21 protein-coding genes are annotated in these 21,903 nt (G+C 57.3%); 13 read left to right on the top strand and 8 right to left on the bottom strand.

The features are described from left to right. Window positions 1–628 precede the first annotated feature (628 nt). Window positions 629–895, top strand: coding sequence for a translation initiation factor IF-1 (infA, locus tag ACN9MY_RS18225; protein WP_426161886.1), 267 nt, complete (start codon window positions 629–631; stop codon window positions 893–895). A gap of 369 nt (window positions 896–1,264) precedes the next feature. Here infA and ACN9MY_RS18220 read toward each other — a convergent pair whose 3' ends face one another. Together ACN9MY_RS18220 and ACN9MY_RS18215 are read right to left on the bottom strand one after the other, a co-directional pair. Then, complete coding sequence (locus tag ACN9MY_RS18220) at window positions 1,265–3,172, bottom strand: PAS domain S-box protein (protein WP_426335902.1); 1,908 nt, start codon at window positions 3,170–3,172, stop codon at window positions 1,265–1,267. A gap of 416 nt (window positions 3,173–3,588) precedes the next feature. After that, window positions 3,589–3,933, bottom strand: a complete 345-nt coding sequence (locus tag ACN9MY_RS18215; RefSeq protein WP_426335901.1) for a hypothetical protein — start codon at window positions 3,931–3,933, stop codon at window positions 3,589–3,591. A 387-nt stretch (window positions 3,934–4,320) separates the two neighbouring features. On the opposite strand from ACN9MY_RS18215, the gene ACN9MY_RS18210 reads away from it, so the two are divergent. The 4 genes from ACN9MY_RS18210 (at window position 4,321) to ACN9MY_RS18195 (ending at window position 7,699) form a co-directional block, all read left to right on the top strand. After that, window positions 4,321–5,256, top strand: a complete 936-nt coding sequence (locus ACN9MY_RS18210) for a GGDEF domain-containing protein (RefSeq protein ID WP_426335900.1) — start codon at window positions 4,321–4,323, stop codon at window positions 5,254–5,256. 97 nt (window positions 5,257–5,353) lie between these two features. Continuing rightward, the gene (locus ACN9MY_RS18205; RefSeq protein WP_426318198.1) at window positions 5,354–5,686 is read left to right on the top strand and encodes a hypothetical protein; all 333 of its coding nucleotides are present in this window, start codon (window positions 5,354–5,356) and stop codon (window positions 5,684–5,686) included. A 204-nt stretch (window positions 5,687–5,890) separates the two neighbouring features. Beyond that, window positions 5,891–6,487 carry a hypothetical protein gene (locus ACN9MY_RS18200; RefSeq protein WP_426161882.1) on the top strand — a complete coding sequence of 199 codons (597 nt, stop codon included), beginning with the start codon at window positions 5,891–5,893 and terminating at the stop codon, window positions 6,485–6,487. 27 nt (window positions 6,488–6,514) lie between these two features. Beyond that, on the top strand, window positions 6,515–7,699 hold the full coding sequence (locus ACN9MY_RS18195; protein WP_426318197.1) for a DesA family fatty acid desaturase: 1,185 nt from the start codon (window positions 6,515–6,517) through the stop codon (window positions 7,697–7,699). A 1,469-nt stretch (window positions 7,700–9,168) separates the two neighbouring features. Here the strand turns inward: ACN9MY_RS18195 and ACN9MY_RS18190 are convergent. Then, window positions 9,169–9,378 (bottom strand): cold-shock protein, encoded by a 210-nt coding sequence (locus ACN9MY_RS18190; protein ID WP_426161880.1) that lies wholly within the window; start codon window positions 9,376–9,378, stop codon window positions 9,169–9,171. A 277-nt stretch (window positions 9,379–9,655) separates the two neighbouring features. Here ACN9MY_RS18190 and ACN9MY_RS18185 point away from each other — a divergent pair, with 277 nt between their 5' ends. Continuing rightward, on the top strand, window positions 9,656–10,078 hold the full coding sequence (locus ACN9MY_RS18185) for a hypothetical protein (protein WP_426335899.1): 423 nt from the start codon (window positions 9,656–9,658) through the stop codon (window positions 10,076–10,078). 18 nt (window positions 10,079–10,096) lie between these two features. Next, a complete protein-coding gene (locus ACN9MY_RS18180; RefSeq protein WP_426318196.1) occupies window positions 10,097–10,747 on the top strand; it encodes a hypothetical protein in 651 nt (216 codons plus the stop codon). An 823-nt stretch (window positions 10,748–11,570) separates the two neighbouring features. Here the strand turns inward: ACN9MY_RS18180 and ACN9MY_RS18175 are convergent. The 3 genes from ACN9MY_RS18175 to ACN9MY_RS18165 form a co-directional block, all read right to left on the bottom strand. Beyond that, window positions 11,571–12,821 carry a cation:proton antiporter gene (locus ACN9MY_RS18175; protein WP_426323785.1) on the bottom strand — a complete coding sequence of 417 codons (1,251 nt, stop codon included), beginning with the start codon at window positions 12,819–12,821 and terminating at the stop codon, window positions 11,571–11,573. Window positions 12,822–13,212: 391 nt separating this feature from the next. Beyond that, window positions 13,213–13,521: a transcriptional regulator gene (locus tag ACN9MY_RS18170; protein WP_426161875.1), complete on the bottom strand. Its 309-nt coding sequence runs from the start codon at window positions 13,519–13,521 to the stop codon at window positions 13,213–13,215. Window positions 13,522–13,613: 92 nt separating this feature from the next. Beyond that, window positions 13,614–13,883 carry a hypothetical protein gene (locus ACN9MY_RS18165; RefSeq protein ID WP_426161874.1) on the bottom strand — a complete coding sequence of 90 codons (270 nt, stop codon included), beginning with the start codon at window positions 13,881–13,883 and terminating at the stop codon, window positions 13,614–13,616. A gap of 618 nt (window positions 13,884–14,501) precedes the next feature. Between ACN9MY_RS18165 and ACN9MY_RS18160 the strand changes: the two genes are divergently transcribed. Both ACN9MY_RS18160 and ACN9MY_RS18155 read left to right on the top strand, forming a co-directional pair. After that, window positions 14,502–14,849 (top strand): hypothetical protein, encoded by a 348-nt coding sequence (locus ACN9MY_RS18160; protein WP_426161873.1) that lies wholly within the window; start codon window positions 14,502–14,504, stop codon window positions 14,847–14,849. A 229-nt stretch (window positions 14,850–15,078) separates the two neighbouring features. Continuing rightward, window positions 15,079–15,333: a hypothetical protein gene (locus ACN9MY_RS18155; protein WP_426161871.1), complete on the top strand. Its 255-nt coding sequence runs from the start codon at window positions 15,079–15,081 to the stop codon at window positions 15,331–15,333. Here the strand turns inward: ACN9MY_RS18155 and ACN9MY_RS18150 are convergent. Beyond that, window positions 15,320–15,529 (bottom strand): cold-shock protein, encoded by a 210-nt coding sequence (locus ACN9MY_RS18150; RefSeq protein ID WP_426318194.1) that lies wholly within the window; start codon window positions 15,527–15,529, stop codon window positions 15,320–15,322. The genes ACN9MY_RS18155 and ACN9MY_RS18150 overlap by 14 nt on opposite strands. A gap of 408 nt (window positions 15,530–15,937) precedes the next feature. Between ACN9MY_RS18150 and ACN9MY_RS18145 the strand changes: the two genes are divergently transcribed. From ACN9MY_RS18145 to ACN9MY_RS18130, 4 genes are all read left to right on the top strand, one after another. Beyond that, the gene (locus ACN9MY_RS18145) at window positions 15,938–16,186 is read left to right on the top strand and encodes a hypothetical protein (RefSeq protein WP_426318193.1); all 249 of its coding nucleotides are present in this window, start codon (window positions 15,938–15,940) and stop codon (window positions 16,184–16,186) included. A 69-nt stretch (window positions 16,187–16,255) separates the two neighbouring features. Continuing rightward, window positions 16,256–17,278, top strand: coding sequence for a diguanylate cyclase domain-containing protein (locus ACN9MY_RS18140; protein WP_426335898.1), 1,023 nt, complete (start codon window positions 16,256–16,258; stop codon window positions 17,276–17,278). A 120-nt stretch (window positions 17,279–17,398) separates the two neighbouring features. Further along, entirely contained in the window at window positions 17,399–18,448 is a 1,050-nt protein-coding gene (locus ACN9MY_RS18135) for an IS481 family transposase (RefSeq protein WP_426317908.1), read from the top strand. A gap of 299 nt (window positions 18,449–18,747) precedes the next feature. Beyond that, window positions 18,748–19,578, top strand: a complete 831-nt coding sequence (locus tag ACN9MY_RS18130) for a hypothetical protein (RefSeq protein WP_426335897.1) — start codon at window positions 18,748–18,750, stop codon at window positions 19,576–19,578. Window positions 19,579–19,794: 216 nt separating this feature from the next. Here the strand turns inward: ACN9MY_RS18130 and ACN9MY_RS18125 are convergent, their stop codons facing one another. Continuing rightward, on the bottom strand, window positions 19,795–21,897 hold the full coding sequence (locus ACN9MY_RS18125) for an HlyD family efflux transporter periplasmic adaptor subunit (RefSeq protein ID WP_426335896.1): 2,103 nt from the start codon (window positions 21,895–21,897) through the stop codon (window positions 19,795–19,797). Between the last annotated feature and the right edge of the window lie 6 nt (window positions 21,898–21,903).

Raw genomic sequence — 21,903 nt, 5'->3', positions numbered from 1 at the left:
TTTGCTCCCCATGAACGCAAAGCCGATCACAGTGCCTGCATAACATCCTCCAAAACACTGCAAACGTACTGCAGGGCCCTACGCCTCGAACTGATGTGCGTTTTTGTACAATTTCTAAGGAAATCAACAGCTTGGGAACGTGCAACCCATTTACCCATGGGACGTGCTTATTCGGGCCGGCTCATGCTTGCCCAGTTCTCCCCTCAGAGAATGTTGAATTGAAGAACTATCGGAACAAGCAGATTAGGTGATTTGGCCAACTTCCTATACACTGACCTCCCACTTCGGTACTTCGTCACCGTCCTGTTTCCTACCTGTCTCGGCCTGGCGGCCATTCCTGTCCGATCCTCGACCACTGGCTCTACTTGAGAATTGGGTTCGCACGTCTACAGCAAGGGAGCAGCACATGAGCACACATACAGGCACGATTCATTGGTTTAGCAGGCTAAAGGGCATCGGTCAGATCAGACCGGATGCTGGGGGATGCGATATTGCAGCCGAGATTGGGGACTTTGTTGGAGATCAACCTGCAGGCTTACTTGAGCAAAAGCTCGTTTCGTATGAGCTCACCGAGTCGGCGTGGGGTTCTCGCGCCACCAATATCCACATTGTGCGAAGGTTGTGAGAGATGGCAAAAGAAGACCTTATTGAAATGCCGGGCGTAGTGCATGAGGTGCTTCCTGACAGCCGTTTTCGTGTTGAACTGGAAAATGGGCATCGCCTGATCGCGTATGCGGCAGGGCGTATGAAAAAGAACTTTATTCGCATCCTCGCGGGTGACCGGGTGACGCTTGAGTTGTCGGCGTATGACCTGAGCAAGGGGCGCATCACATTCCGTCACATCGATTCGCCGAAGCGGGCGGCGCCGCGCAATGCATTCCGGCGCAGCCGCTAACCTGGATCACAAAGAGAAGCATTCGGAAATGGGCGTCCGTACCATCCAGTTGTCTGTGCGGTCCTCACGTGACCGCATAAACTTTGTGGCGACGCGGTTCGAAAGCCAGTCTGGTAGCAGTGCATTGAGTGCTCGTGGGCAGTTCAAGACAATCAGTATAACGGCACAGGTGTCCGGCCCGCACTATTTGAGAACGGAACTGGACAAGCCCATCATGCATTGCAGCTGACGGGCTTTGACGGGCATTTCCAAGATCCAGTCTCGTCGGAAGTTCCTTTGTGCGCCACAAGCGCTAGCTCAAGCCGGCTTTGCCGTCGAGGCTTCGGGATTAACCGTATCGACAACCAGGGAATATCACGGTCTCACTTTTCATGTGGTGGCGAGCACTTTCAGTTGTCGGGCGACATCCTCGAAGGAAAACGGCTTTTGCAGCAGTGGGAAATTGTCCAATCCGAAGCCGTGCCGCTGCTCGAGCAGGAAGGAATTCATGTACCCGGTTGCGAGGATCACCTTCAGCATAGGTGCCAGTTCGATCGCACTCGACGCCAATTCGAGGCCGTTCATCCCAGGCATCACGACATCGCTGAAGAGAATGCTTATGCCGGGGTCGTGACTCAGCAGGTCCAGGGCCGCTTGGCCGCTATGCGCGGAGAGAGCTAAGTATCCGAGGCTCTCGATGAGCTGAACGGTCATCTCCAGTACCTCAGGCTGATCGTCAACGACCAGGACCTTGATGGGACATGATGTGGATGCGTTCGCGGTTGCGCTTGCTACTATGGGGATGGCAAGCGTGACGATGGTGCCGCGGCCCAGCGAAGAGGCGAGAGTGAGAGTGCCCCCCGACTGTCCCGCGAGTCCGTAAACCTGGCTGAGGCCGAGTCCAGTGCCTTCGCCGAGCGGCTTGGTCGTGTAAAAAGGCTCGATAGCCCGTTGAGCGACCTCTTCACTCATCCCTGTCCCAGTATCTTCTACTCTCAGGAGAATGTCGCACGCGATCCCAGTTCCGGTATCTGGCCGCTTGGCAGGGGTGTCGTCCAGTTCTGTGCTGATCACGATCCTGCCGTTCCCTTGGATGGCATCGCGAGCATTGACGACCAGGTTGAGCACTGCTGCTTCTAGTTGGGCTTCGTCCACCAGGATGTCGGGCAAATGGGGAGCAAGAGACAGATCGAGCGAGATATCGCTGCGGATTGCGCGCCGGAGGACGGGCTCAAAACTTGTCAATACCTGATTGACGTTGACATGCTCCTGCCGAATCGGCTGCTGGCGCGCGAAGGCCAGCAACTGTTGCGTCAATTTGGCGCCGCGCTTTGCGGCGCGCTCCATTGTATCGATCGTACGCTGTTGCGTCTCACGGTTCGATTCGAGTTTTAGCAAGTGCAAACCATTGACGATGACGTTCAGGAGGTTGTTGAAATCATGCGAGACGCCCCCTGTCAGCTTGCCAAGTGCTTCTACCTTTTGGGACTGGAATAGCGCGTCCTTCGCACGCGCAAGTGCATCGTCGGCATACCGTTTCGCAGTGACGTCGCGTGTCACCTTGGCAAACCCTATCAGTTGGCCCATACGGTCCCGCACCGGGTCGATGACGACGTGTGCCCAGAATCGGGTGCCGTCCCGGCGGACGCGCCAGCCTTCGCGTTCAAATCTCCCTTCTCGCTCGGCAGTCTTCAGTGCGATCTCAGGAAGCCCAGCGGCCTTGTCTTCGTTCGTATAGAAACGTGAAAAATGTTGGCCAACGATCTCCTCACTCTCGTAGCCTTTGATGCGCGCGGCGCCGGTGTTCCAGCTGGTGACGATGCCGGAGGGCGAAAGGAGGTAGATGGCGTAGTCAGTTACGCTTTGTACCAGCAGCCGAAATTGCTGTTCGCTCGCATAGAGTGCTTCCTGCGCCCGAACCCGCTCCGTGATGTCCCGTGTGATGACGGTAAAGCCGATCAGCTTTGCCGTTACGTCACGCACTGCATCCACCACGGTATTTGCCCAAAACTGGGTTCCGTCCTTACGGACACACCAGCCTTCGCCTTCGAAACGCTGCTCTGCAGCCACGCGGAGTGCCACCTCAGGAAGTCGCGTAATGCGATCTTCGGCGGTGCAGAACAGCGAGAAATGCTTGCCCAGCACCTCCGTTTCGGCGTATTGCGTCGATTGTTCCGCGCCGACATTCCAGCTGGTAATCTCGCCTTCCGGAGATATCGTATAGATAGCGTAGTCTGCCACCTCTGAGATGAACTGCTCGAACTGATGTGCTGCAAGCCGTTTAACGTGGAAGGTCATGGCAGGGTAGCAAAGATGTGCCCAACAGGTGCTCCAGGGGCGCTGAATGGAGAAGCATTGATCGAGAGTAGCTGGAATGGGGAGGGCGGTCAAACGCAGACGTACGGTGTGGGCTGTCCAGTCACAACAGGAGCTCGGACGCAGTCCGCTCGCGGATACAGGACATGTCTAGCGTCGCTCGTCGAATGCGTCTCGCCATTCGTCCAACACGACGTCACGGTCCTCGTCGAATCGCGCCAGAACGATGAGCAAGTCTTATCTCTTCATGGAATGGTATTGCCGATGTCGACGGCAGAATGCACCTATAGCGGGTGATTACGCCGCCCTTCATTAAGTCACCGTGGCCACGTGTGAGAAAAGCTGGCTATTTCGATGCTTGGGCACGAATGCGCTCTTGGTGGGAAGGCTGGAAGCGCTTATCGAAGGTCGAGGCTGTCTGCATCCAAACAAGTAGAGTGGCCCATTGAAGGGGACGGGAAGATGCGATCGATCTTACCCATTGAATCCGAAGCAATATAAGCGTTTCCGGATTCATCCCAAAACGCTTTCTCAAAACCACCAAGTGCGTCATCCCATTCTGGTGCCCTGGCGATACGCCTCTCTTCTCCATCCGAAACAACAAAATAGCTCGTCTCTGGTTGGCAAGGTACCAGTGATTTGCGATTCACGTGCTGATAAACAAGCACGGTGGTCTGTCCGCCCTCTGCAGGCGGATCGATCTGAATTTTTACCACCGAAATTGCGGCAGTCAACACACGCACGTCTGCGTCTCCTTTGTCCTATTTCGAAGATGACATAATGTATTCGGCTGAACTTCTAGCTTAGCGCCGGCTCTCTGATTTGTAAATGCTACAGCGTTGTTGCACCGCGATCATTGTTGGTCCGCAAGGCCGTGGGGAACTGAAGTGGTTAGCTCAGGCATTGCCCGTTGCCTCCAACGACAGCGAGCGCGCCAGGAACATTGAGTGAGCCGGAGCGTGCCTACAATGCACCCGTTCGATAAGAAGCAGCAATCGACTTGGAATGTGCCACGTGCTAGTGTGGGGCATTGCCTGTCCGGGGCACTGTGCTCCTTGACGTTCCGCTCGGTTCGCGGTCTTTCCGCAAAGTGCCGGACAGATCACCCCCCATCTGTGAGGGCACACATCATGGAAAAACTCGGAGCGATAACGAGCCCGAACCCAGATGTGTTCGGGGCTCGGACTCTTCGGAGGAATGGAAGCCTGGCGCCTTCTGGTGATGCGCGCCAACCGTCTAAGAACGAGTTCATGATGCTGTTGCGGATTGCAAAGGCTTTGATGAGTGCCGTAAACGTCGAAGCCGCATTACGATCCATCTATCAGAATCTGTCGTCATTGAAGCCTGACGGTGTTTTGTTGATCAGCAATCGAGGGGGCGGCGACAGTTGTTACTACCTCGATCCTCCCGGGAAGAAAAAATTCCTGGAAATGAACCATCAGGAATGCCGCAAACTAAGGAAGATGTTGGAGAAGGTCCCGCTGGAGCGGCCCGCGGGCCCTTTTATCTTGCGCGGAGCGCGCGCTGTGCTCCCGCTTATCGCCGAACTGGCGGGCATTCGGCTCACGACCCTGTTGCATCAGCTGAACTGTGACGAACTGGTTCATGAACAGCACGAGGCCCATGCGGCGGCAGAATCGCGGCTCGTCGAAGAGTTAAGAATCAGTGAGAGTGAGGCAGTGGTAGCACGTGAAATGGCCGTTCAGGATGAACTGACGGGCCTGCAGAATCGACGCGGTTTTCTCGCCAAATCGGAACAGTGTTTGTTGATCGCCCGCCGCCAGCGTCTTGCCTGCGCCGTCATTTTCGCCGATGTCGATGGACTAAAAAATGTGAATGACCAACTTGGCCACGCTGCGGGAGACGACCTGATTCGCGAAGCAGCACGGCTCTTTCGTAGCGCCTTTCGGCAGGCCGACGTGGTGGGACGTGTTGGCGGGGATAAATTTGCCGCATTCACATTCGATAATGCGACCCCGCGCGCAATCACAAAGCGGATACTTGCCCGGATCGCCGAGTTCAATCTGGTGCAACCACGCGACCATGCCTTGTCGCTAACAAGTTAGCCAGGCAAACGCAGTTCGCTCATGGACAGCGAAATCGGTTTCCAATAGTTGTGGAATAGAGCGTAGACTTGGTGTCATGCCGGACTGGAGAGATATCGTGCACAGCAATGAACCAGAAACCGCTTTCCACGGGTTGCCCTTGAGCGCCGAACAAGAAGCCGAAATCCAACACTATATCCATCAGAGGAAAAGGCGCGGGTTGGCCCCGGATGCTGCTGAACTAAGTGCCATGTTGAAGGACATGCTGCATCCTCCGGGCGACGATGACGCGCATGAAACCGGTGCCGAAGGGCCGCACACTGACGCCGAGCGCGCCGCAAACCGGATTGATAGCGGCGGCGATCCCATTGCCGCGCGCGAAGAGCGCAACGCTGCCAGTGAGGCTGAGTTCATGAAGCACCAAGGCACGCAGGGCCACCGAAATGAATAGGTGGTTTCGTACGCTGCGCGTATAGTGGGGTCATGACGCTTCTTTGACCAATGATTGGCGCCGGGCAGCCTTAATTCCCGGGACTAACCAGGATGGCGGTATGGCCTACACTCCTCTCTAAGTCGTGGTTCGCCTGAAACGAGAGCTTGCTCGTCGCGACCTCATTTCACTAATCCTTCACCAACGCGAGCGAAGGAGTGCGCGATGAGATGGCGGGAAGACACCTTGTTCCATGGATGGCGTATCGTCTTGCGATGTACCGAGTTTCGTTGCCAGGATGGCGTGCGCAGGTTCGCGTCGACTGCTATTCTCCGGAACCTCGGCAAACGTTCCGTCGTGTTCCCCGAGGAGGCCTTTGATACGCGAGAGGATGCCAATGTTGCCGCCACTTCGCGCGCCAAGCGCGAAATCATTGCCATGGAAAGCGGCATTGTCGCTGGTGGGGCCGGGGATACGGAATGCGTTGACGGCACGTTGCGCAAGCCATCGGCGGACCAGCTCCTGGCGGAACAGTACGAGATTTCTTTCGACGGGCTCCGGTACACCTTCCGGCAATATCGTTACGATGTCTTTGGCGATGCTTTACGCTACGCCATCGCTGAACATGCCAAAGAGGGGTTCGTACCTGATGATGGCTTTCGGCCGAATTGGCGGAGCGCTTATCGCCCGACAGACGCGGAGGACTTCTTGATGCGTCAGCATCGCATCGTCTTTGCAACAGGGCGCTTTCATTACGGCGGCTATCGGTACGACCAGTTGCGTGATGCGGTCACTTACGCCATCGCACATCCGGGGCTGTAGTTTAGTGAAGTTGAAAGGATCTGCGTGATGGGAGAAACCGTGCAATGGTTGATGGGGGGATTGCTGGCCTGGAGCTGGTGGAAATTGATCCTGGTCGGAATGGCGATGACGCATGCGACGATCGTCGCCGTGACGATCTACCTGCATCGGTGCCAAACGCATCACGCATTGACCTTACATCCAGTTGTGGCGCACTGCTTTCGTTTCTGGCTATGGCTAACCACGGGGATGGTGACGAGGGAGTGGGTGGCGGTACACCGGTGTCATCATGCGCACTGCGAAACAGCAAGAGATCCGCACAGCCCGTTACAGGAGGGCATTAATGAAGTTTTGTGGCGGGGCGCTGAGCTCTACCGGAAAGCGGCTAGCGCCCCCGGCTTGGTTGGGCGCTATGGGGGAGGTGGTCCGGACGACTGGATGGAACGAAAAATTTACGGGCGTTATACCTGGCAAGGCGTGGGCCTGTTATTGGTGATTGAACTACTTTTGTTTGGAATTCCGGGGCTGACGCTATGGGCGTTCCAAATGATGTGGATTCCGTTTCTGGCCGCAGGGGTGGTCAATGGTCTCGGGCACTATTTCGGCTACCGCAACTTCGAATGCAAAGAGGCCGCGACTAACATCTTGCCGTTTGGGGTACTGATCGGTGGCGAAGAGCTGCACAACAACCACCACACTTTTCCTACCTCGGCAAAGTTCTCCGTCCGCTGGTTCGAAGTGGACGTCGGCTGGGTCTATATCAGGCTGATGGGATTGATGCGTCTCGCAACACTGCGCAAGGCGCCCGTTCCATTGACGCGCTGTGCCGGCCAGTTCGCGCCGACCCTGCGCACGCTGCAATTGGTTCTGGGACATCGCGCGGTCCTGATGCGGGAATTGACTGTGCTCAAACAAGCGGTCTTTCAGGCTGAGCGTCCGCGAATGGCGAACTTGATATCGAGGGCAGACCTACAGCAAGCCAAGGGGTTGTTGCAGCAAGCGCCATGCCGTCTCTCTGGTGCGCAGTGCGGGGATCTCGAACGGGTGTTGACGCATAGTGAACGTCTTCATCGAATGCATATGGCGCAGAAGACGCTTGAAACGCTGTGGGACCGCTCGTCTGAAACGCAAGAGCAACTGTTGGCCCGCCTGCAACGATGGTGCACTGATGCGGAGCGTTGTGGGCCGCGCCCCTTGCAGCGCTTCGCGCGGCAACTGGCCAGTTACGGGTGACGCGATGAGTTCTCTCGATACGTTCACCTACATGCCAAGAGCTGTTGAACGAAGGCGCTCTGGCTGGCGCCATGCTTTATTGTCTGGCGCAAGGAGTCCTTCGGCATTCCAGCCTTGTAAAAAGGCTTCATCCGAAATGCGTTCCGAAGATGGATGGGATCTATGCAAAAGAAACGACGCGTTGACCAAGTTACTGCTCAACAGATGTCCATCGTCCTTCTAACTAGAGTTGCCTTTGGCACAACGGCAGGATTGCGCACGGCTGTGTCATATGGTCTGCGGATGACTCTGATCAAAGCGGTCTTCGTTCGGCCTCTTGTGTGTACGCGCATCCAGCTTGATCAGACGGCGCGCAGAGATCGTCGAAGTTCGGACAGATGAAGACGAACTGAATGAGTTACCACTTTCTGCTTGAGCCGCGTCTGGCGAGTGAATGTGTTGGCGTCGATCCTGCACAAGTCCCGTACCTAAAAGAAATGTAGTGGGTATGTGCGGCGCTTCTATCGAATGCCTATAAATTTGATCGAGCGGGAACTCCAGCATACATTGAAGCCGGCTTATCTCTTCGGGCCGTCCATTGCAAGGCAACTGGTAATCCCCCCAGCTAATGATCGCCGGCATGGAGAGGTGTCTGCAGTAGACGGCTGAAGGTCTTCTCGCCTAAATCTGGTGGCCGCTTTCGCTGATCTGACTGGTGACCACGCACATGACGATCGTCACGGTGACGATATATTTGCACGTTGTTAGACCCATCGTTCCCTCATGCTGCAACCTTTCGTGGCACATTGCTTCCGCTGCTGGCTTGGGTTGACGACGGGGATGATGACGCGGCAATGGGAGGCGGCTTCGGCCCCCCCGCAGCTCTTGACGCGATGCGCAGGACAGTTCGTGCCGACCTTGGAGACTTTGAACCGTCCTTGGCCATCGTGCGCTATAGACGCGTGAGCTGACCATCCTGACGCTGGACGTATTTCAGGCTGAACGTAGCGCCTTGGCGAGGCTGGTCCCGCATTCAACTTTAGTCCAGGCGAAGCGACTGTTGCGCCATGCCCCCTTCAGCGCTTTGTCAGGTGTTTGGCGACCTATGGATGAAGAACATGAGCCAAAAGGTTGAAGGTCCAGTTGTCATTTACTACCGTTCGGGCGGGCACTTGGTTTCTCGGTTGGTCTGGGAAATCGCGCTAACTGGTGAAATGAAGTGGACCCGAAATTCGGAAAGCGCGTCTGCCGATAGCAGCGTCAAGTTTGGTACAGCGCTCATGCCGGTGTGTGCAGCCAGAATAAGGCTTTGGACCACGATCTCCATGGCTTCATGAGGACTCGGCCGGCCGTCTCGTTCCCCAAAACATTCTTGATGCGCTCCATGATCGTCTTGGTATTGAATTCGCCATATGGACATGTGGCTCACCTGTATTGGGAGTATGCCGCAAGCCGCGCAGCTTATCCGCAGTCGAAGGATGCGTGGATTGTCAGGAAGGACAGACGTTGGTAGCCTTCTCGCCTTTGGGGCTAGGACTGCGCTCGAATGAGACGCGCTGGTTCTCGGCGAGCGATTTGAAGCCAGTAGCCTGGATGTCCTGAAAATGGACGAACAGATCTGGTCCTCCTGCGTCCGGGGTGATAAAGCCGAAGCCCTTGGCTTCGTTGAACCATTTAACGATTCCGGTTTGCGTAGTCATGAAATAACCTCAAAAGATGTAGAGTCGGGCCGTTTCCGGCGATACGCGCCAACGAGCAGGGTCAACAAATGAGGGAATCAGACGGGAGTCGCCAACAAAGGCGAGACAGGAGAGAAACCGGCAATTCTTTAGCGGTGCTGAATACGCGGTGAGTCCAGTGTACATGCCTTTCTGACGAACACCTAGCGATTTTCACGGAATTTGTTAGTTCTGGCAGCTGACTGCGTCGCAGGGCCAGGAAAGTAGGCGGCGCATGGCCGTAATAGGAATACACTCGGTGCAGGCCGCAAATCACGCGAAGCACCTTGATAATGCTGGACTGAAATTTTCTTTCCCTGCGCTGGCCCAGAGTGCCGGTGACGGCGTCGCGATTATGACGCGTGAAGAATCTCTTGCGGCTGGGGAACCGGAAGTCATGAAGCATCAATATGTTCAACATATCGGGCCCGAAATGAACGAACGGCAAAAACGCTCTGACATTGGTACCGCGAAGGCGGTGGCGCGCGGCGTCAACATCGAGTCGGTACGCAACCGGGCGCTGGCACAGAAATACATGGAATACAGGCGCGTTCCCTCGGACGTGATTGCACGAGTGCTCGACAAGCCGTTGCTGCGCCGAGCCCCCAGTACCGATCAACTGGTCTCGGAGGCCATCACTCCGTCCAATGCGCCGCCGACGACAGACGAGGCAGAGGACTAGCATGGAGGGCGATGCCCAATGAGAATGGATCGGATGGAAACGCGGCAGCTCGGGCCGACCCAGTTGCGCATACTGTTGATGCTGGCGCGCGACCTGCTTCAGAACGACGAGGCGCAAGGTTCGTTGGCACTGATCGGCCGCGCGCTGGCGGAGACTGTCCGGTTCGATTCGGCCTTGCTGCTCCTGCGCAGCGACCGGATGGATCTGGTCGAGTTCGACAGCCACGGCATTGCGCGTTCGGCCGGCACAGACCATCCGCTATACCGCGCCGCCGTGCGTATGACGGCCGACGCGGTAGAGGCTGCGAATGCCCAGTCCTATGATGAACAGCAGCTCGAATACAGAGGGACGCGCAGGCTGGTGCTGGCCGTGCCAGCGCACGCCGCTGCGGTGGTGCTCGCAGTCAGCTGGGATCACGACTTGGATACGGCGACGCAGGATGCCTACGAACGCACGCTCTCATACATTTTGCAGTTGGCTGGGGCAGCGCTGGGCAAAATCGAGTCGCAGACTTCACTCGAGCGGCTGCTACGCGAACAACGCCAGGAAATCGCTGACACGTCAGTAAGCCATGCCGAAGAATTGCAGCAAAGGGACGCAGCGGTGAGCGAAATGCGGATGCTGTCGTTGACCGACGTGCTGACAGGTCTGTACAACAGGCCAACCTGAGCGCATTCAACTTGATGCAGGAGCGGCCGTATTGCGTCTCGATCAGTGCCGGCGTCGTGCTGGTCGATTCATCCGCGGACCAGACCCTGTCTTACTATGTCCTCCTGGCAGATGAACAAATGTATGCGCAAAAGCGGAGCCGCCTGCATTGAATCTGGCGCCTCCGGCAAACGGCGCTTCGCCGTCTCTGCATTCTCATTGCGGCGTAAAATGTTGGCCATGAATGACGTGGAGATGAGCGGTACGACGCCTGGGGCCGCCGCACTGCCGAGAATGCCTGGATCGTTCGGTATGAGCGCGGCAATTCACACCAGGCTCATGGTCATTTTCTGCGGGCCGTGTACCACGACAGATCGCTGTTAAGATTTACACTTCAGCGCGGCGGCCGCTGGAGCGATCGGGCCACCATTGAAACCAAGAAGAGGTTCGACCTATAGGGGAGAGGTGCTGCCCAAGTCTATGCCCAGCTAATCCAGCACGGATCGTACGGGTTTGGTGAGTAGGCACCGTTCCAATTCCTGCGCGATGCGCGTCGGCATGGATGGCCGAGGTCCGACGGCATTCAAAGCGCGATCGACAACCGCCTGGGGAACACAGCGGGAGAGCAAGTATCGTTGGGCCTCCGCTAGGCCGATAACAGCGCGCAGCGTCATGCCGTACTGTACAAGCTCGGCCATACGCCAATCCCGCCTCCGCTCTTTTTCAAGTAACGTATTCATCGCAAGCCACCTGTCCTCAAGGGCAGTACGGTACAAAGAGCGGCAGTGGCGAACTCATTCTCGTCAACGCCAATCCCCGTGGGTTCCGCCCTAGCTATAGCATATCATTTTGCGGCTCCGCGGTTACGGGATGCGTACCATTTCAACAGTGGTAGAACAGTGATGCCATGCGCGATGATTGATGTCGTAACGACAGCCAGGGTGCACGTGACGAGCTGTTGAGCGAGCCCATCGTCGATGTTCCTGCGGATGGCGAACATCAGATAATAGATAGACCCGATCCCTCGGATCCCTAACCAGCTCAAGGCTGCCAACTGGTGCGTTGGCACTTTGGAGCCGGCAAATGCAAGCACGACCGACACGGGGCGCACGACAAAGAAGATCGCTGGGATGAGCCACCACAATCCGCTAAATAGTACCATCGAAGGCAGCATGGCGCCGATCATCAATACAATTGCCAGCTCGGCGAGACGCTCCAACTGCTCATTGAAGCTCAGTACTGCCCGGGTCATGACGCCACTGGCATGATGGGAATGGGTTGACGCATTGGTGGGCGAGGCTTCCAAGCCCGCGCTCCGCGTCATCGGCGTCGTCCCGGTGATGGGAAAGTCTCGCGCGCGCCGCAGCGCTAAACCGGCGAAGAAGACCGACAAGAAGCCGGAAGCTAATGCCAACTGTGCCAGGCTGAACGAGACCGCGATGACGCCAAGCGAGAGGAACTCGTCCAATCCGACTGCGCTTTGGTGTCGCGTTCTCAGGTAGATCACAAGTGTGCCGAGCATGCCGCCGACGGCTGCCCCAATCAGCATTCCGCCGGCGGTTGACCAGAGCAGGTCGATAACCCACCAACGCCATCCGGATTCCCCGAGATCATGCAGCTGCATGATACCCAAGCCCAGTAGAACGAAGGGGAATGCCGTGCCATCGTTGAGTGCGCCTTCTCCGGCGAGACTGAAGCGGGTCGGATCGGGCGCCGGTCCTGACTCCGAATGAATCGCCGATGCGAGCACAGGATCCGTAGGTGCCAGAATTGCGCCAAGCAGGATCGCGGCGCCAACAGACAAGCCGAACCCATAGACAGTGATAACAGCGATGAGCGCCACGGTCATTGCCATCGCTGCGAAGGCAAGTCGGAAAGGTGCGAGCCAACGACGGTCCAGCAATGGAAGCTCCAGCTTAAGGCCGACCGAAAAGAGCGAAATGAGCAGGGCGCCTTCCGTCGCCAGTTGCAGAGCCCCGGCATGGCGGATCGGGTCCGGGGTGATAAGCCCCGCCACACCAAGCACGTAGCCAACTGCGAGGTAAATCATGGCTCCGCTCAGCGGGAGACGCCCAAGCAACGTCCCGCCCAACATCATTGCGATGAGCAAGAGGCCTGCAAGGAGGACCCAATATGACGAAGGCATTAGAGTTTGCAACGATGGGATCACCCGGGACCGTCAGTTGTCATGACTGCACATTCGTCCATTGGTGCGGGATTGCTCGAGTCTACCTGCATCGGCGCCAAGGGGCGGCTCCGTTGCGGGCTCGGTGCCGCCGCTTCCGCTGCCTGGCGCCAAGAGTGCATTGGCCCATGCTCGATTGCGGGCATTTAGTGGGCGCACTGATACCACGCCGGGAGCAGAGTCAAAGAGCGCTAAAGCGCCGAGCGATGCGTGTCGGCGACCGGCGCGCATCGATGCTGGGCACAATTCTGTACTATGCAGCCAGGTTCGATGGGCAGAATAGGCTGGGGCAGAGCGCACGTTAATGGCTGGTCTTGTGCGGCCAACTTGCCGGATAGCGCACTTGCAAAGAATCCTGTCCAATAAACGCGCCGCTCTTGATGTCATTGCGAAACAGGTCGAGCCACGAGGTGCTGTCACTGATCAGGTATTGTTTGGTCTGTCCGGTCGATTTTCGTCGCACCGTCAATTCACCCTGCAATGCCGGCACTTCATCAGTCTTCGGATCGGTTGTGTCCGTAGCGCTGAGAGAAAAGTCTGCACGAAGTAAGCGACTCCTGCGCAAAATCTTCCGAAACTCGGCAATGTCTTCTGTTTCGAGCAGTTCCATACATCCTCCCAAAGTGATCCTGCCGACGCCATCGCTTGCCATTGACGCGGGTCCCAGTTTCGCGCTGTACTGACGCCGTATGTTGCCGGGAACTAGGCGTCGGACGTAGAGTCTATCTGGTCATCAAGTGACTTCACGCGCATATTTGTGATGTGATTAAACTCAAAGAATGCGATCGCTTGCGCAAACCGATCGGTTTCTGGCAGCGCGCCTGGGTGAAGGTATGCGCGATCCGTATCCCATTGAAGAATGGAGTCCATCAGGTCAGTGCATAGAGGTTCGCTGGGCAGCGCGATGAAGACCAGGCCGGTGCTCCCATCTGAGCGGCAATAGGAGACTTTCCACTGCAGCATGCTCTCCATCGGTTCCTCCCAGCGCCCGAATCCACCATTCCAGTATATCCGGCAATGGCCCGTTTGCACGGCTCGTCTTGGCTGCCGAATTCATTAGGTGAATTTCGTTTGTGGGCGTATATTGGGTAAGCAGGTACCTAGCCAATATCGAGTTTCGTGCCGGTCTTCCTCAGCATTGCTGCCTGACAGCGCAATCGCGTCAAAGCCCATAATCGTCCTGAATTGGTATTGCACATGCGTTTGGCACGCCGTTGGCGTGCAGCGCCGGGAAGGAAGGCTTGCTCGTTGCCGCCACCTTTCCGAGATTGTTCCTGAACGCGAGCGAAGGAGGGCGCCATGCGCCAACACTCAACAACGTGGTTCCAGGGGTGGAATATCCTGCTCAGGTGCGCTGAGTTCAGGTGCCAGGACGGAGCACTGAAGTACGCCTCGACTGCCATACTCAAACATATGCCGCCATCATCGGACTGCACCAGCCTTCAATGGCCGCACAGCATCAGGCGAACGATTATCTTCCCGGACGAGGCGTTCGGATCCCGAGAGGACGCCAACACCGACGCGATGTTAAAGGCCCGGCGTCAGATCTGCGTAATGAATGGGAGTCGGGATAGTTCAGGTGGGAAGGTCATGGAAAGCACGCGCGACACAAATATGCAGCAGGAATCGGATGAAAGCCTGGCGGCACAATTTGAGATTTCGTTCGATGGGAGGCGGTATGCATTTCGGCAGCACCATTACGATGTATTTCGGGATGCCTTGCGTTACGCAGTCGCAGAACACGCCAAAGCCGGCTTCTTGCGCGATGATGCGTTCCAACCGAGCTGGGTGGCGGCATATCACCCAACCGACGAAGACGAAAGCATGATGAAACTGCATGGCATCGCCTATATTGAGGGCCACTTCCTGTATGGAGGCTATAGGTATGGCCAACTGTGCGACGCGATCGCGTTTGCTGAGGACCACCCCAACTTGTAGACCCAGGATCGTGAAGGAGCGCCGGTATGAAGAGGTATCTGCAGGGGGGGGGCTGAAGGCCGTCTCTCCTTAAGCTGGCGGCAGCTTTCGCTGGCCGGACTGGTGACCGCGTACATGACCGGACCGATCTCTACCGCGATGCGGCAGCCGACCTTTGCCACGCTGGAGCGTTGCGGCCAGCGTCTCCTGCAGCGCTTTTCCAGGCGATTGGTGAGTTCTGGATAGGGACATGAACCTTGCACTGATTCACTCGACCGCGTGCCGGGATTTGCTCAATGACGGCGACCTGGAGGATGCAGTACGCTATTGCACCTCCCAGGGCATTGAACCACCGGCCCCGCCATGCTCCAAGGCCGTCCCCGACTATTTGCGATGCGTGGAGGTGGCCAAGGAAACCTTGTCAGATTATGGCTGGTGGGAAAAGCGGTTGAAGGTCCAGCACACGCGCGAACGGAAGGCAGCGCAGATTGTCAGGAAGGACTGACGTTGGTCGCCTTTTCGCCTTTAGGGCTGGGGCTGCGCTCGAACGAGACGCGCTGGTTCTCGGCGAGCGATTTGAAGCCAGTAGCCTGGATGTCCTGAAAGTGGACGAACAGATCTGGTCCTCCTGCGTCTGGGGTGATAAAGCCGAAGCCCTTGGCTTCGTTGAACCATTTAACGATTCCGGTTTGGGTAGTCATCAAATAACCTCAAAAGATGTAGAGTCGGGCCGTTTCCGGCGATACGCGCCAACGAGCAGGGGCAACAGATGAGGGAATCAGACGGGAGTCGCCAAGATAGGCGAGACAGGAGAGAAACCGGCAATTCTTTAGCGGTGCTGAATACGCGGTGAATCCAATATACAGGTCTTTCAGACGAACACCTAGCGATTTTCACGGAACGTGTCAGCTCTGCCGGTTGATGAGTTGATTGGCCAATACGAGGCGGCGGTGCCACTCAGCAAACAACACTTGAAGGACCAGGAAAGTGGGCGGCGCATGGGCCGGAATAGGAATACACTCAGTGCAGGCCGCAAAAGCGAAGAACGCCTTGTGGCTGGGGAACCGGAAGTCATGAAGCATCAACATGTTTAGCATATCGGGACCGAGATGAACGAACGGCAAAGGCGCTCTGACATTGGTACCGCGAAGGCGGTGGCGCGCGGCATCAACATCGAGTCGGTGCGCAACCGGGCGCTGGCACAGAAGTACATGGAATACAGGCGCGTTCCCTCGGACGTGATTGCACGAGTGCTCGACAAGCCGTTGTTGCGCCGAGCCCCCAGTACCGATCAACTGGTCTCGGAGGCAATCACTCCGTCCGATGCGCCGCCGACGACAGACGAGGTGGAGGACTAGCATGGAGGGCGATGCCCAATGAGAAAGGATCGGGTGGAAACGCGGCAGCTCGGACCAGCCCAGTTGCGCATGTTGTTGACCCTGGCGCGCGACCTGCTTCAGACCGACGAGGCGCAAGGTTCGTTGGCACTGATCGGCCGCGCGCTGGCGGAGACTGTCCGGTTCGATTCGGCCTTGCTGCTCCTGCGCAGCGACCGGACGGAACTGGTCGAATTCGACAGCCACGGCATTGCGCGTTCGGCCGGCACAGACCATCCGCTATACCGCGCCGCCGTGCGTATGACCGCCGACGCGGTAGAGGCTGCGAACGCCCAGTCCTATGATGAACAGCAGCTCGAATACAGAGGGCCGCGCAGGCTGGTGTTGGCCGTGCCAGCGCACGCCGCTGCGGTGGTCCTCGCAGTCAGTTGGGATCACGACTTGGATACGGCGACGCAGGACGCCTACGAACGCACGCTCTCATATATTTTGCAGTTGGCTGGGGCAGCGCTGGGCAAAATCGAGTCGCAGACTTCACTCGAGCGGCTGCTACGCGAACAACGCCAGGAAATCGCTGACACGTCAGTAAGCCATGCCGAAGAATTGCAGCAAAGGGACGCAGCGGTGAGCGAAATGCGGATGCTGTCGTTGACCGACGTGCTGACAGGTCTGTACAACAGGCGCGGCTTCTTCCTGCAGGCCGAACAGATCTATAAGCTTGCGCGCCGCAAGCGTACGAAGAGTGCCGTGATCTTCGCAGATATCGATGGCCTGAAGCGTGTAAACGATCAACTGGGGCATGAGGCCGGAGATGCCATGATCAAGGACGCCGCGCTTGTGTTCCGCCAGTCGTTTCGCCATGCCGATGTTGTTGCACGTCTCGGCGGCGACGAATTTGTTGCATATACCCTGGACGACGAGCAGCCAGGGGTCATCCTGGCGCGTATCGAGGCTAACCTGAGTGCATTCAACTTGATGCAGGAGCGGCCGTATTGCGTCTCGATCAGTGCCGGCGTCGTGCTGGTCGATTCATCTGCGAACCAGACCCTGTCGTACTACGTCCTCCTGGCAGACGAACAAATGTATGCGCAAAAGCGGAGCCGTCTGCATTGAATCAGGTGTAGTAGTTCAGATCTGATCGTACAGTAAGGCCTTGCCAAGGGCGGGGTTACCCGGTTTGATAGAGGTGCGAATCTTTATTAAACCTGCGCGTTAGCGCAAAGGAGTAACCCCATGCGTAGTGTTCCTCAGAACGTCATTAAACACAAGGTCGGCCTGCTGAATCTGGCCGCCGAACTTGGCAACGTGTCCCGCGCCTGCAAGGTGATGGGCTTTTCCCGTGACACTTTCTATCGCTATCAGTCTGCCATGGAGACTGGCGGCGTGGACGCGCTCATCGACGCCAATCGCAAGAAGCCCAACGTCAAGAATCGCGTCGATGAAGCCATCGAGACGGCCGTAGTAGGCTTTTCGTTGGAACAGCCGGCATTCGGTCAAGTTCGGACGTCCAATGAGCTACGCAAGCGCGGCATCTTCGTCTCGGCATCGGGCGTCAGGTCAATTTGGCTGCGGCATGACCTGGAGTCCTTTAGGAAGCGCCTTTCTGCGCTTGAGCGGCACGTTGCGGAAACCGGGGATGTACTGACAGAGGCGCAGGTGGTAGCACTCGAGCGCAAGCAAGAAGATGACGTTGCCTTTGGCGAGATTGAGACTGCACATCCTGGCTATCTCGGAAGTCAGGACACGTTTTACGTCGGCACGATCAAAGGCGTCGGACGGATTTATCAGCAGACCTTCGTGGACACTTACTCCAAGTGGGCTGCCGCCAAGTTGTACAGCACGAAGACCCCGATTACTGCGGCAGATCTTCTTAACGACAGGGTCTTGCCGTTTATGGAGGAACAAGGGATGGGCGTTATCCGGATCCTCACCGACCGAGGTACCGAATACTGCGGGAAGCCGGAGAAGCACGATTACCAGCTGTATCTGGCGCTGAACGAAATCGAACACACCAAGACCAAAGTCCGACACCCTCAGACCAACGGTATCTGTGAGCGCTTCCACAAGACCATCCTGCAGGAGTTTTACCAGGTAGCGTTTCGACGCAGGATCTATCGGAGCATCGATGAACTGCAGGCGGACGTCGACGAATGGCTTCGCTACTACAACAACGAGCGCACGCATCAAGGGAAGATGTGCTGTGGCCGGACGCCGATGCAAACTCTAATTGACGGAAAGGAGGCGTGGCGCGATAAAATCATCGCACTGAACGACGGAATTTGATCTGACAGCGCCGATGTCCAAACCGGGTCACTGTCCGATCAGATCGCGACCACTACAAATCAGGCGCCTCCGACAGACGACGCTTCGCCGTCGCTGCATCCTCGTCGAGGTTTCCCGTCAGGCTGCATAGGGCAGCACGCGGTAAAAAAAACACCGCCAAGCCCCTGATTCTTCAGGGGCTTTTTCTATTTGCCGATGGTGAGAACGCGATGCAAGGTAAGGATCGGCGCTTGAGCTAATATTGCTTTACCAACAGTCACATGGCACCATAGGCCGTTTTGCATCAACACTAGCGCCTCATGGCATATATTGTCGTCCTCCTCATCGCGATCCTGAACTGCGTCGTTCTGTTCTTCTTTTCGTTCCTAGCCGCCGGCGACGGCAGTGCAAAGGGAATGTTCCAGGTGTGGATCTTCGGCTTTTCGTGGATTGCTCTCTCTTCGTTGGTTTCGCTTGTACTTTGCGCTGAGGGGAAACGGTCGACCGCCATCGGCACTGCTTGCCTAACACTGCCTGTGGGCTATATCGTCGCGTTGGCGAGCATACCCGTCGTCATCGCTTTCAACTCGTTTAAACCCAACTCACCTAAGCTCGAAGCCGTATGCAAAGACGTGGGGCCGCGCTTCATTGCCAAACCAGCATCGACTGTGGAGTCGCTCGCATATGATTGGGAACCTGCCACGTACCCACCCCGGATCAACTATTTCACCTTGGATGCTCGGGGTACTGCTCAGAATTTGCGAAGCGACCCTCCGAGATTTCCTAAGTCGATCAAGTTCACGGAGGTCCGGTGCTGTCAGCTTGAAGGTGCTGCAACGAACGGGATTCATCCGTTCATTCGCCGCCAGAACGATGGAGACAACTCTGCATCTTACTTCGGTGTTCCAGAGTCGACCGCCGATGTACTGGTGAAATACAAGGTATCTCGGATCGATCCCAAGGACACCAAAAGTAATCTCGAGTCCGTCGACATAACCGTCTGGGATCGCCGCGACGGACTGTTACTTGCGACGATGCGCTACTTTCTTGATCAACAAACTCATAGCGGTTGCGGCACAACGTCTGAAGGCGTAATGGATGAACAGGCGTTCGTGCTCAAAGCCATTGGTATTTCGGACGGGTTAAGGTAATCGGCTTAGGGCGCACGGTGGTGACCGCGTTAGTCTTTGCGGCGGTTTGGCCGAGCCTCGCGGCGCCCAATGCCTGCGGGGGAGGCGTCTGAACGTACAGGCGCGTCACTATTATTCAAATTGCTCGACCAAGGTTTCGTCACTTTATGGACGCCATTTGATCAAGCGGTCAGCGTCACAGTTGGCCGATTGGTCAGTATGGACGGCGACGCTCAATTAAAAGCCCGCTTCGCGCCAAGCGACGGAGGTTGCGGTGCGCAGGAAGCGCAACGCAGGCGCCTCCCATTGCCCGGCAATGGCGACATGGCCGCGCCATTCCGGATTCGTCGGAGGCAGTTCAGCATCCGCCACGAGCAGCACGCGGTACACAGCATGTTCAGGATACAGCGCGCCAGCCTTCTCCCGCACCAGCACGTCGCCACCAAACGTTGCAGCTAACTCAGGTTCGCCCAAGGTACGGCTGGCATCGCGGTCGATGCTCGACACGCTCAGCTGCACCACGGGCCCGGACATGCCGTCGGCAATGAACAGCGCACGATCTCCTTTGGCGATACGTCGCACGGCCTCTTCGTCGATATAGGTGACAACTTGCCAACGCCCTGGCGTAATCAGCGATCCCAGGTATTCCTGGCCCTTCAGCCAGTCGCCAGGGCGCAGGTCAGGGTCGATATCGACCAGCACGCCGGCATTCGGCGCCACTGGACGGTAGCGCTGCAGGTCCGAGTCCACAGTCGCGCTTTCTGCATTGGCATAAACCAGCTGGTCATGCAGAACCTGCCAGTCCTTGCGGCTTGCCGTGTCCAGGCCGGCTGCTGCTGACTGCCAGGCCAGCGCATCCTGGTGCGCACTGGTCTCACCTTCGCGAAGCGCCAGTTCTGGCGTAGACAGGCGTAGCAGCGGCATGCCTGCTGCTACTTGCTGGCCATTCTTTACCGGCAGCGCCTCGAGGACTGCATTACCCGGTGCATACAGCGCCAGGCGCTGGCTGGGTTGCAGCAGCCCCGAACTCAGCACGCGATTGGGCCACGGTATCAGGAACAGGCCCGCCAAGAACAGGAAAACGACGGCACTGCGTTTGGCGCGGCGGCTATGGCGAAGGACGCTCCAGCGCGTGCGCCACGCTTGCAGCTCGCGCCACACTGGCAATGCGACGAACCAGCTGATCTCCACCATGAACAGAAGGATGCCCACGGCCTTGATGAAGAAGTGGTAGACAAGCGCGGCAATCCCGAGGAATACGACCAAGCGATAAATCCACACCATCCAGGCAAATAGAATCAGCCCTTTCTGCAAACGCGGCGGAAAAGGTTCGGGAACTGGGTCGCCCAGCGCGAACAGGCGCTCGCGCAGATCCCAGCGTGCCAGTGCAAACGCTCGGTTGTGCAGGTTGGGCATGCCAAGATAATCCGACAGCAGGAAGTAGCCGTCAAAACGCATGAACGGGCTGGCGTTGATCACCACGGTCGAAATCCAGGTGGTAGTGGAGAGCAGGAAGGCGAGCTGTTTCGGTGCTCCGTCCGGCAACCACACCCATGCCAGCGTGGCCCATGCGGCGATCATCAGTTCTGTCACGATACCGGCACCTGCGACCGCCAGGCGCTGTTCACGGCGCGGCAGTTTCCATACTTCGTTGGTATCGGTGTAGGCCACAGGCCACATGACCAGGAAGGCGATGCCCATCGCTGGTACGCGACAGCCGTAACGCTTGGCCGTCAGTGCGTGTCCGAATTCGTGGCAGATCTTTGCGAAGATGACGGCGCAGCCGTACAGAAGCGCACCTTGCCAGCTCAGGGTGTCCATCAGCGTTGCGGTAAAACGGTCCCACTCGCGGTAGGCACCGGCCAGTCCGAACACGCCCGCGGCCAGCGTCAGCCAGAGGAATAGCGGCGAGAACAGAAAGGTCAGTTGCGGTGTGAGCCTGCCAAGCCAGCGATCCGGCTTCAGCAGCGGGATGCGGAAGAACAGATAGTTATGCAGCAGCCATTCGTACCAGCTGCCGCGCTGGCGGTCGCGCATGGCGGCCAGTTCCGCAGCAGCGCCAAGCGCTGGTTGCAGGAGTTGCTGATTTGCGAGGAAGGCCTGCAATCGTTCGAGATCTCCTGCTTCCAGCTGCAAGGTGGTATCGCGGTTGACCTGTGCAAGCAAGGCTTGCGGCTCGTGCAGGCCCCAGCGGTTCAGCATTTCAAAGCTGGGCCAGTCCAGTTGGAAGAACAGATTGCGCACCGGGTCGTGCAGCGTCCAGCTGGGCTGGCCGTCGGCCAGGCGCGGCCCGACTGAGATCGATAGTTCCTGGCGCAGCAGGGGAAGGCGTGATGACATGGGGCG

The sequence above is a fragment of the Pseudoduganella sp. R-31 genome (genome assembly GCF_049913235.1).
GTDB lineage: Bacteria > Pseudomonadota > Gammaproteobacteria > Burkholderiales > Burkholderiaceae_D > Rugamonas.
Note: the sequence above shows the minus strand (reverse complement) of the source record. Positions and strands in the feature narration are given on the sequence as shown.

Bases quoted from the DNA above. Each gene is read 5' to 3' on its own strand.
- infA (WP_426161886.1), top strand. From the start codon at position 629: ATGGCAAAAGAAGACCTTATTGAAATGCCGGGCGTAGTGCATGAGGTG.
- ACN9MY_RS18220 (WP_426335902.1), bottom strand. From the start codon at position 3,172: ATGACCTTCCACGTTAAACGGCTTGCAGCACATCAGTTCGAGCAGTTC.
- ACN9MY_RS18210 (WP_426335900.1), top strand. From the start codon at position 4,321: ATGGAAAAACTCGGAGCGATAACGAGCCCGAACCCAGATGTGTTCGGG.
- ACN9MY_RS18200 (WP_426161882.1), top strand. From the start codon at position 5,891: ATGAGATGGCGGGAAGACACCTTGTTCCATGGATGGCGTATCGTCTTG.
- ACN9MY_RS18195 (WP_426318197.1), top strand. From the start codon at position 6,515: ATGGGAGAAACCGTGCAATGGTTGATGGGGGGATTGCTGGCCTGGAGC.
- ACN9MY_RS18190 (WP_426161880.1), bottom strand. From the start codon at position 9,378: ATGACTACGCAAACCGGAATCGTTAAATGGTTCAACGAAGCCAAGGGC.
- ACN9MY_RS18180 (WP_426318196.1), top strand. From the start codon at position 10,097: ATGAGAATGGATCGGATGGAAACGCGGCAGCTCGGGCCGACCCAGTTG.
- ACN9MY_RS18175 (WP_426323785.1), bottom strand. From the start codon at position 12,821: ATGTTGGGCGGGACGTTGCTTGGGCGTCTCCCGCTGAGCGGAGCCATG.
- ACN9MY_RS18170 (WP_426161875.1), bottom strand. From the start codon at position 13,521: ATGGAACTGCTCGAAACAGAAGACATTGCCGAGTTTCGGAAGATTTTG.
- ACN9MY_RS18165 (WP_426161874.1), bottom strand. From the start codon at position 13,883: ATGGAGAGCATGCTGCAGTGGAAAGTCTCCTATTGCCGCTCAGATGGG.
- ACN9MY_RS18160 (WP_426161873.1), top strand. From the start codon at position 14,502: ATGGAAAGCACGCGCGACACAAATATGCAGCAGGAATCGGATGAAAGC.
- ACN9MY_RS18155 (WP_426161871.1), top strand. From the start codon at position 15,079: ATGAACCTTGCACTGATTCACTCGACCGCGTGCCGGGATTTGCTCAAT.
- ACN9MY_RS18150 (WP_426318194.1), bottom strand. From the start codon at position 15,529: ATGACTACCCAAACCGGAATCGTTAAATGGTTCAACGAAGCCAAGGGC.
- ACN9MY_RS18145 (WP_426318193.1), top strand. From the start codon at position 15,938: ATGAACGAACGGCAAAGGCGCTCTGACATTGGTACCGCGAAGGCGGTG.
- ACN9MY_RS18140 (WP_426335898.1), top strand. From the start codon at position 16,256: ATGTTGTTGACCCTGGCGCGCGACCTGCTTCAGACCGACGAGGCGCAA.
- ACN9MY_RS18135 (WP_426317908.1), top strand. From the start codon at position 17,399: ATGCGTAGTGTTCCTCAGAACGTCATTAAACACAAGGTCGGCCTGCTG.
- ACN9MY_RS18130 (WP_426335897.1), top strand. From the start codon at position 18,748: ATGGCATATATTGTCGTCCTCCTCATCGCGATCCTGAACTGCGTCGTT.
- ACN9MY_RS18125 (WP_426335896.1), bottom strand. From the start codon at position 21,897: ATGTCATCACGCCTTCCCCTGCTGCGCCAGGAACTATCGATCTCAGTC.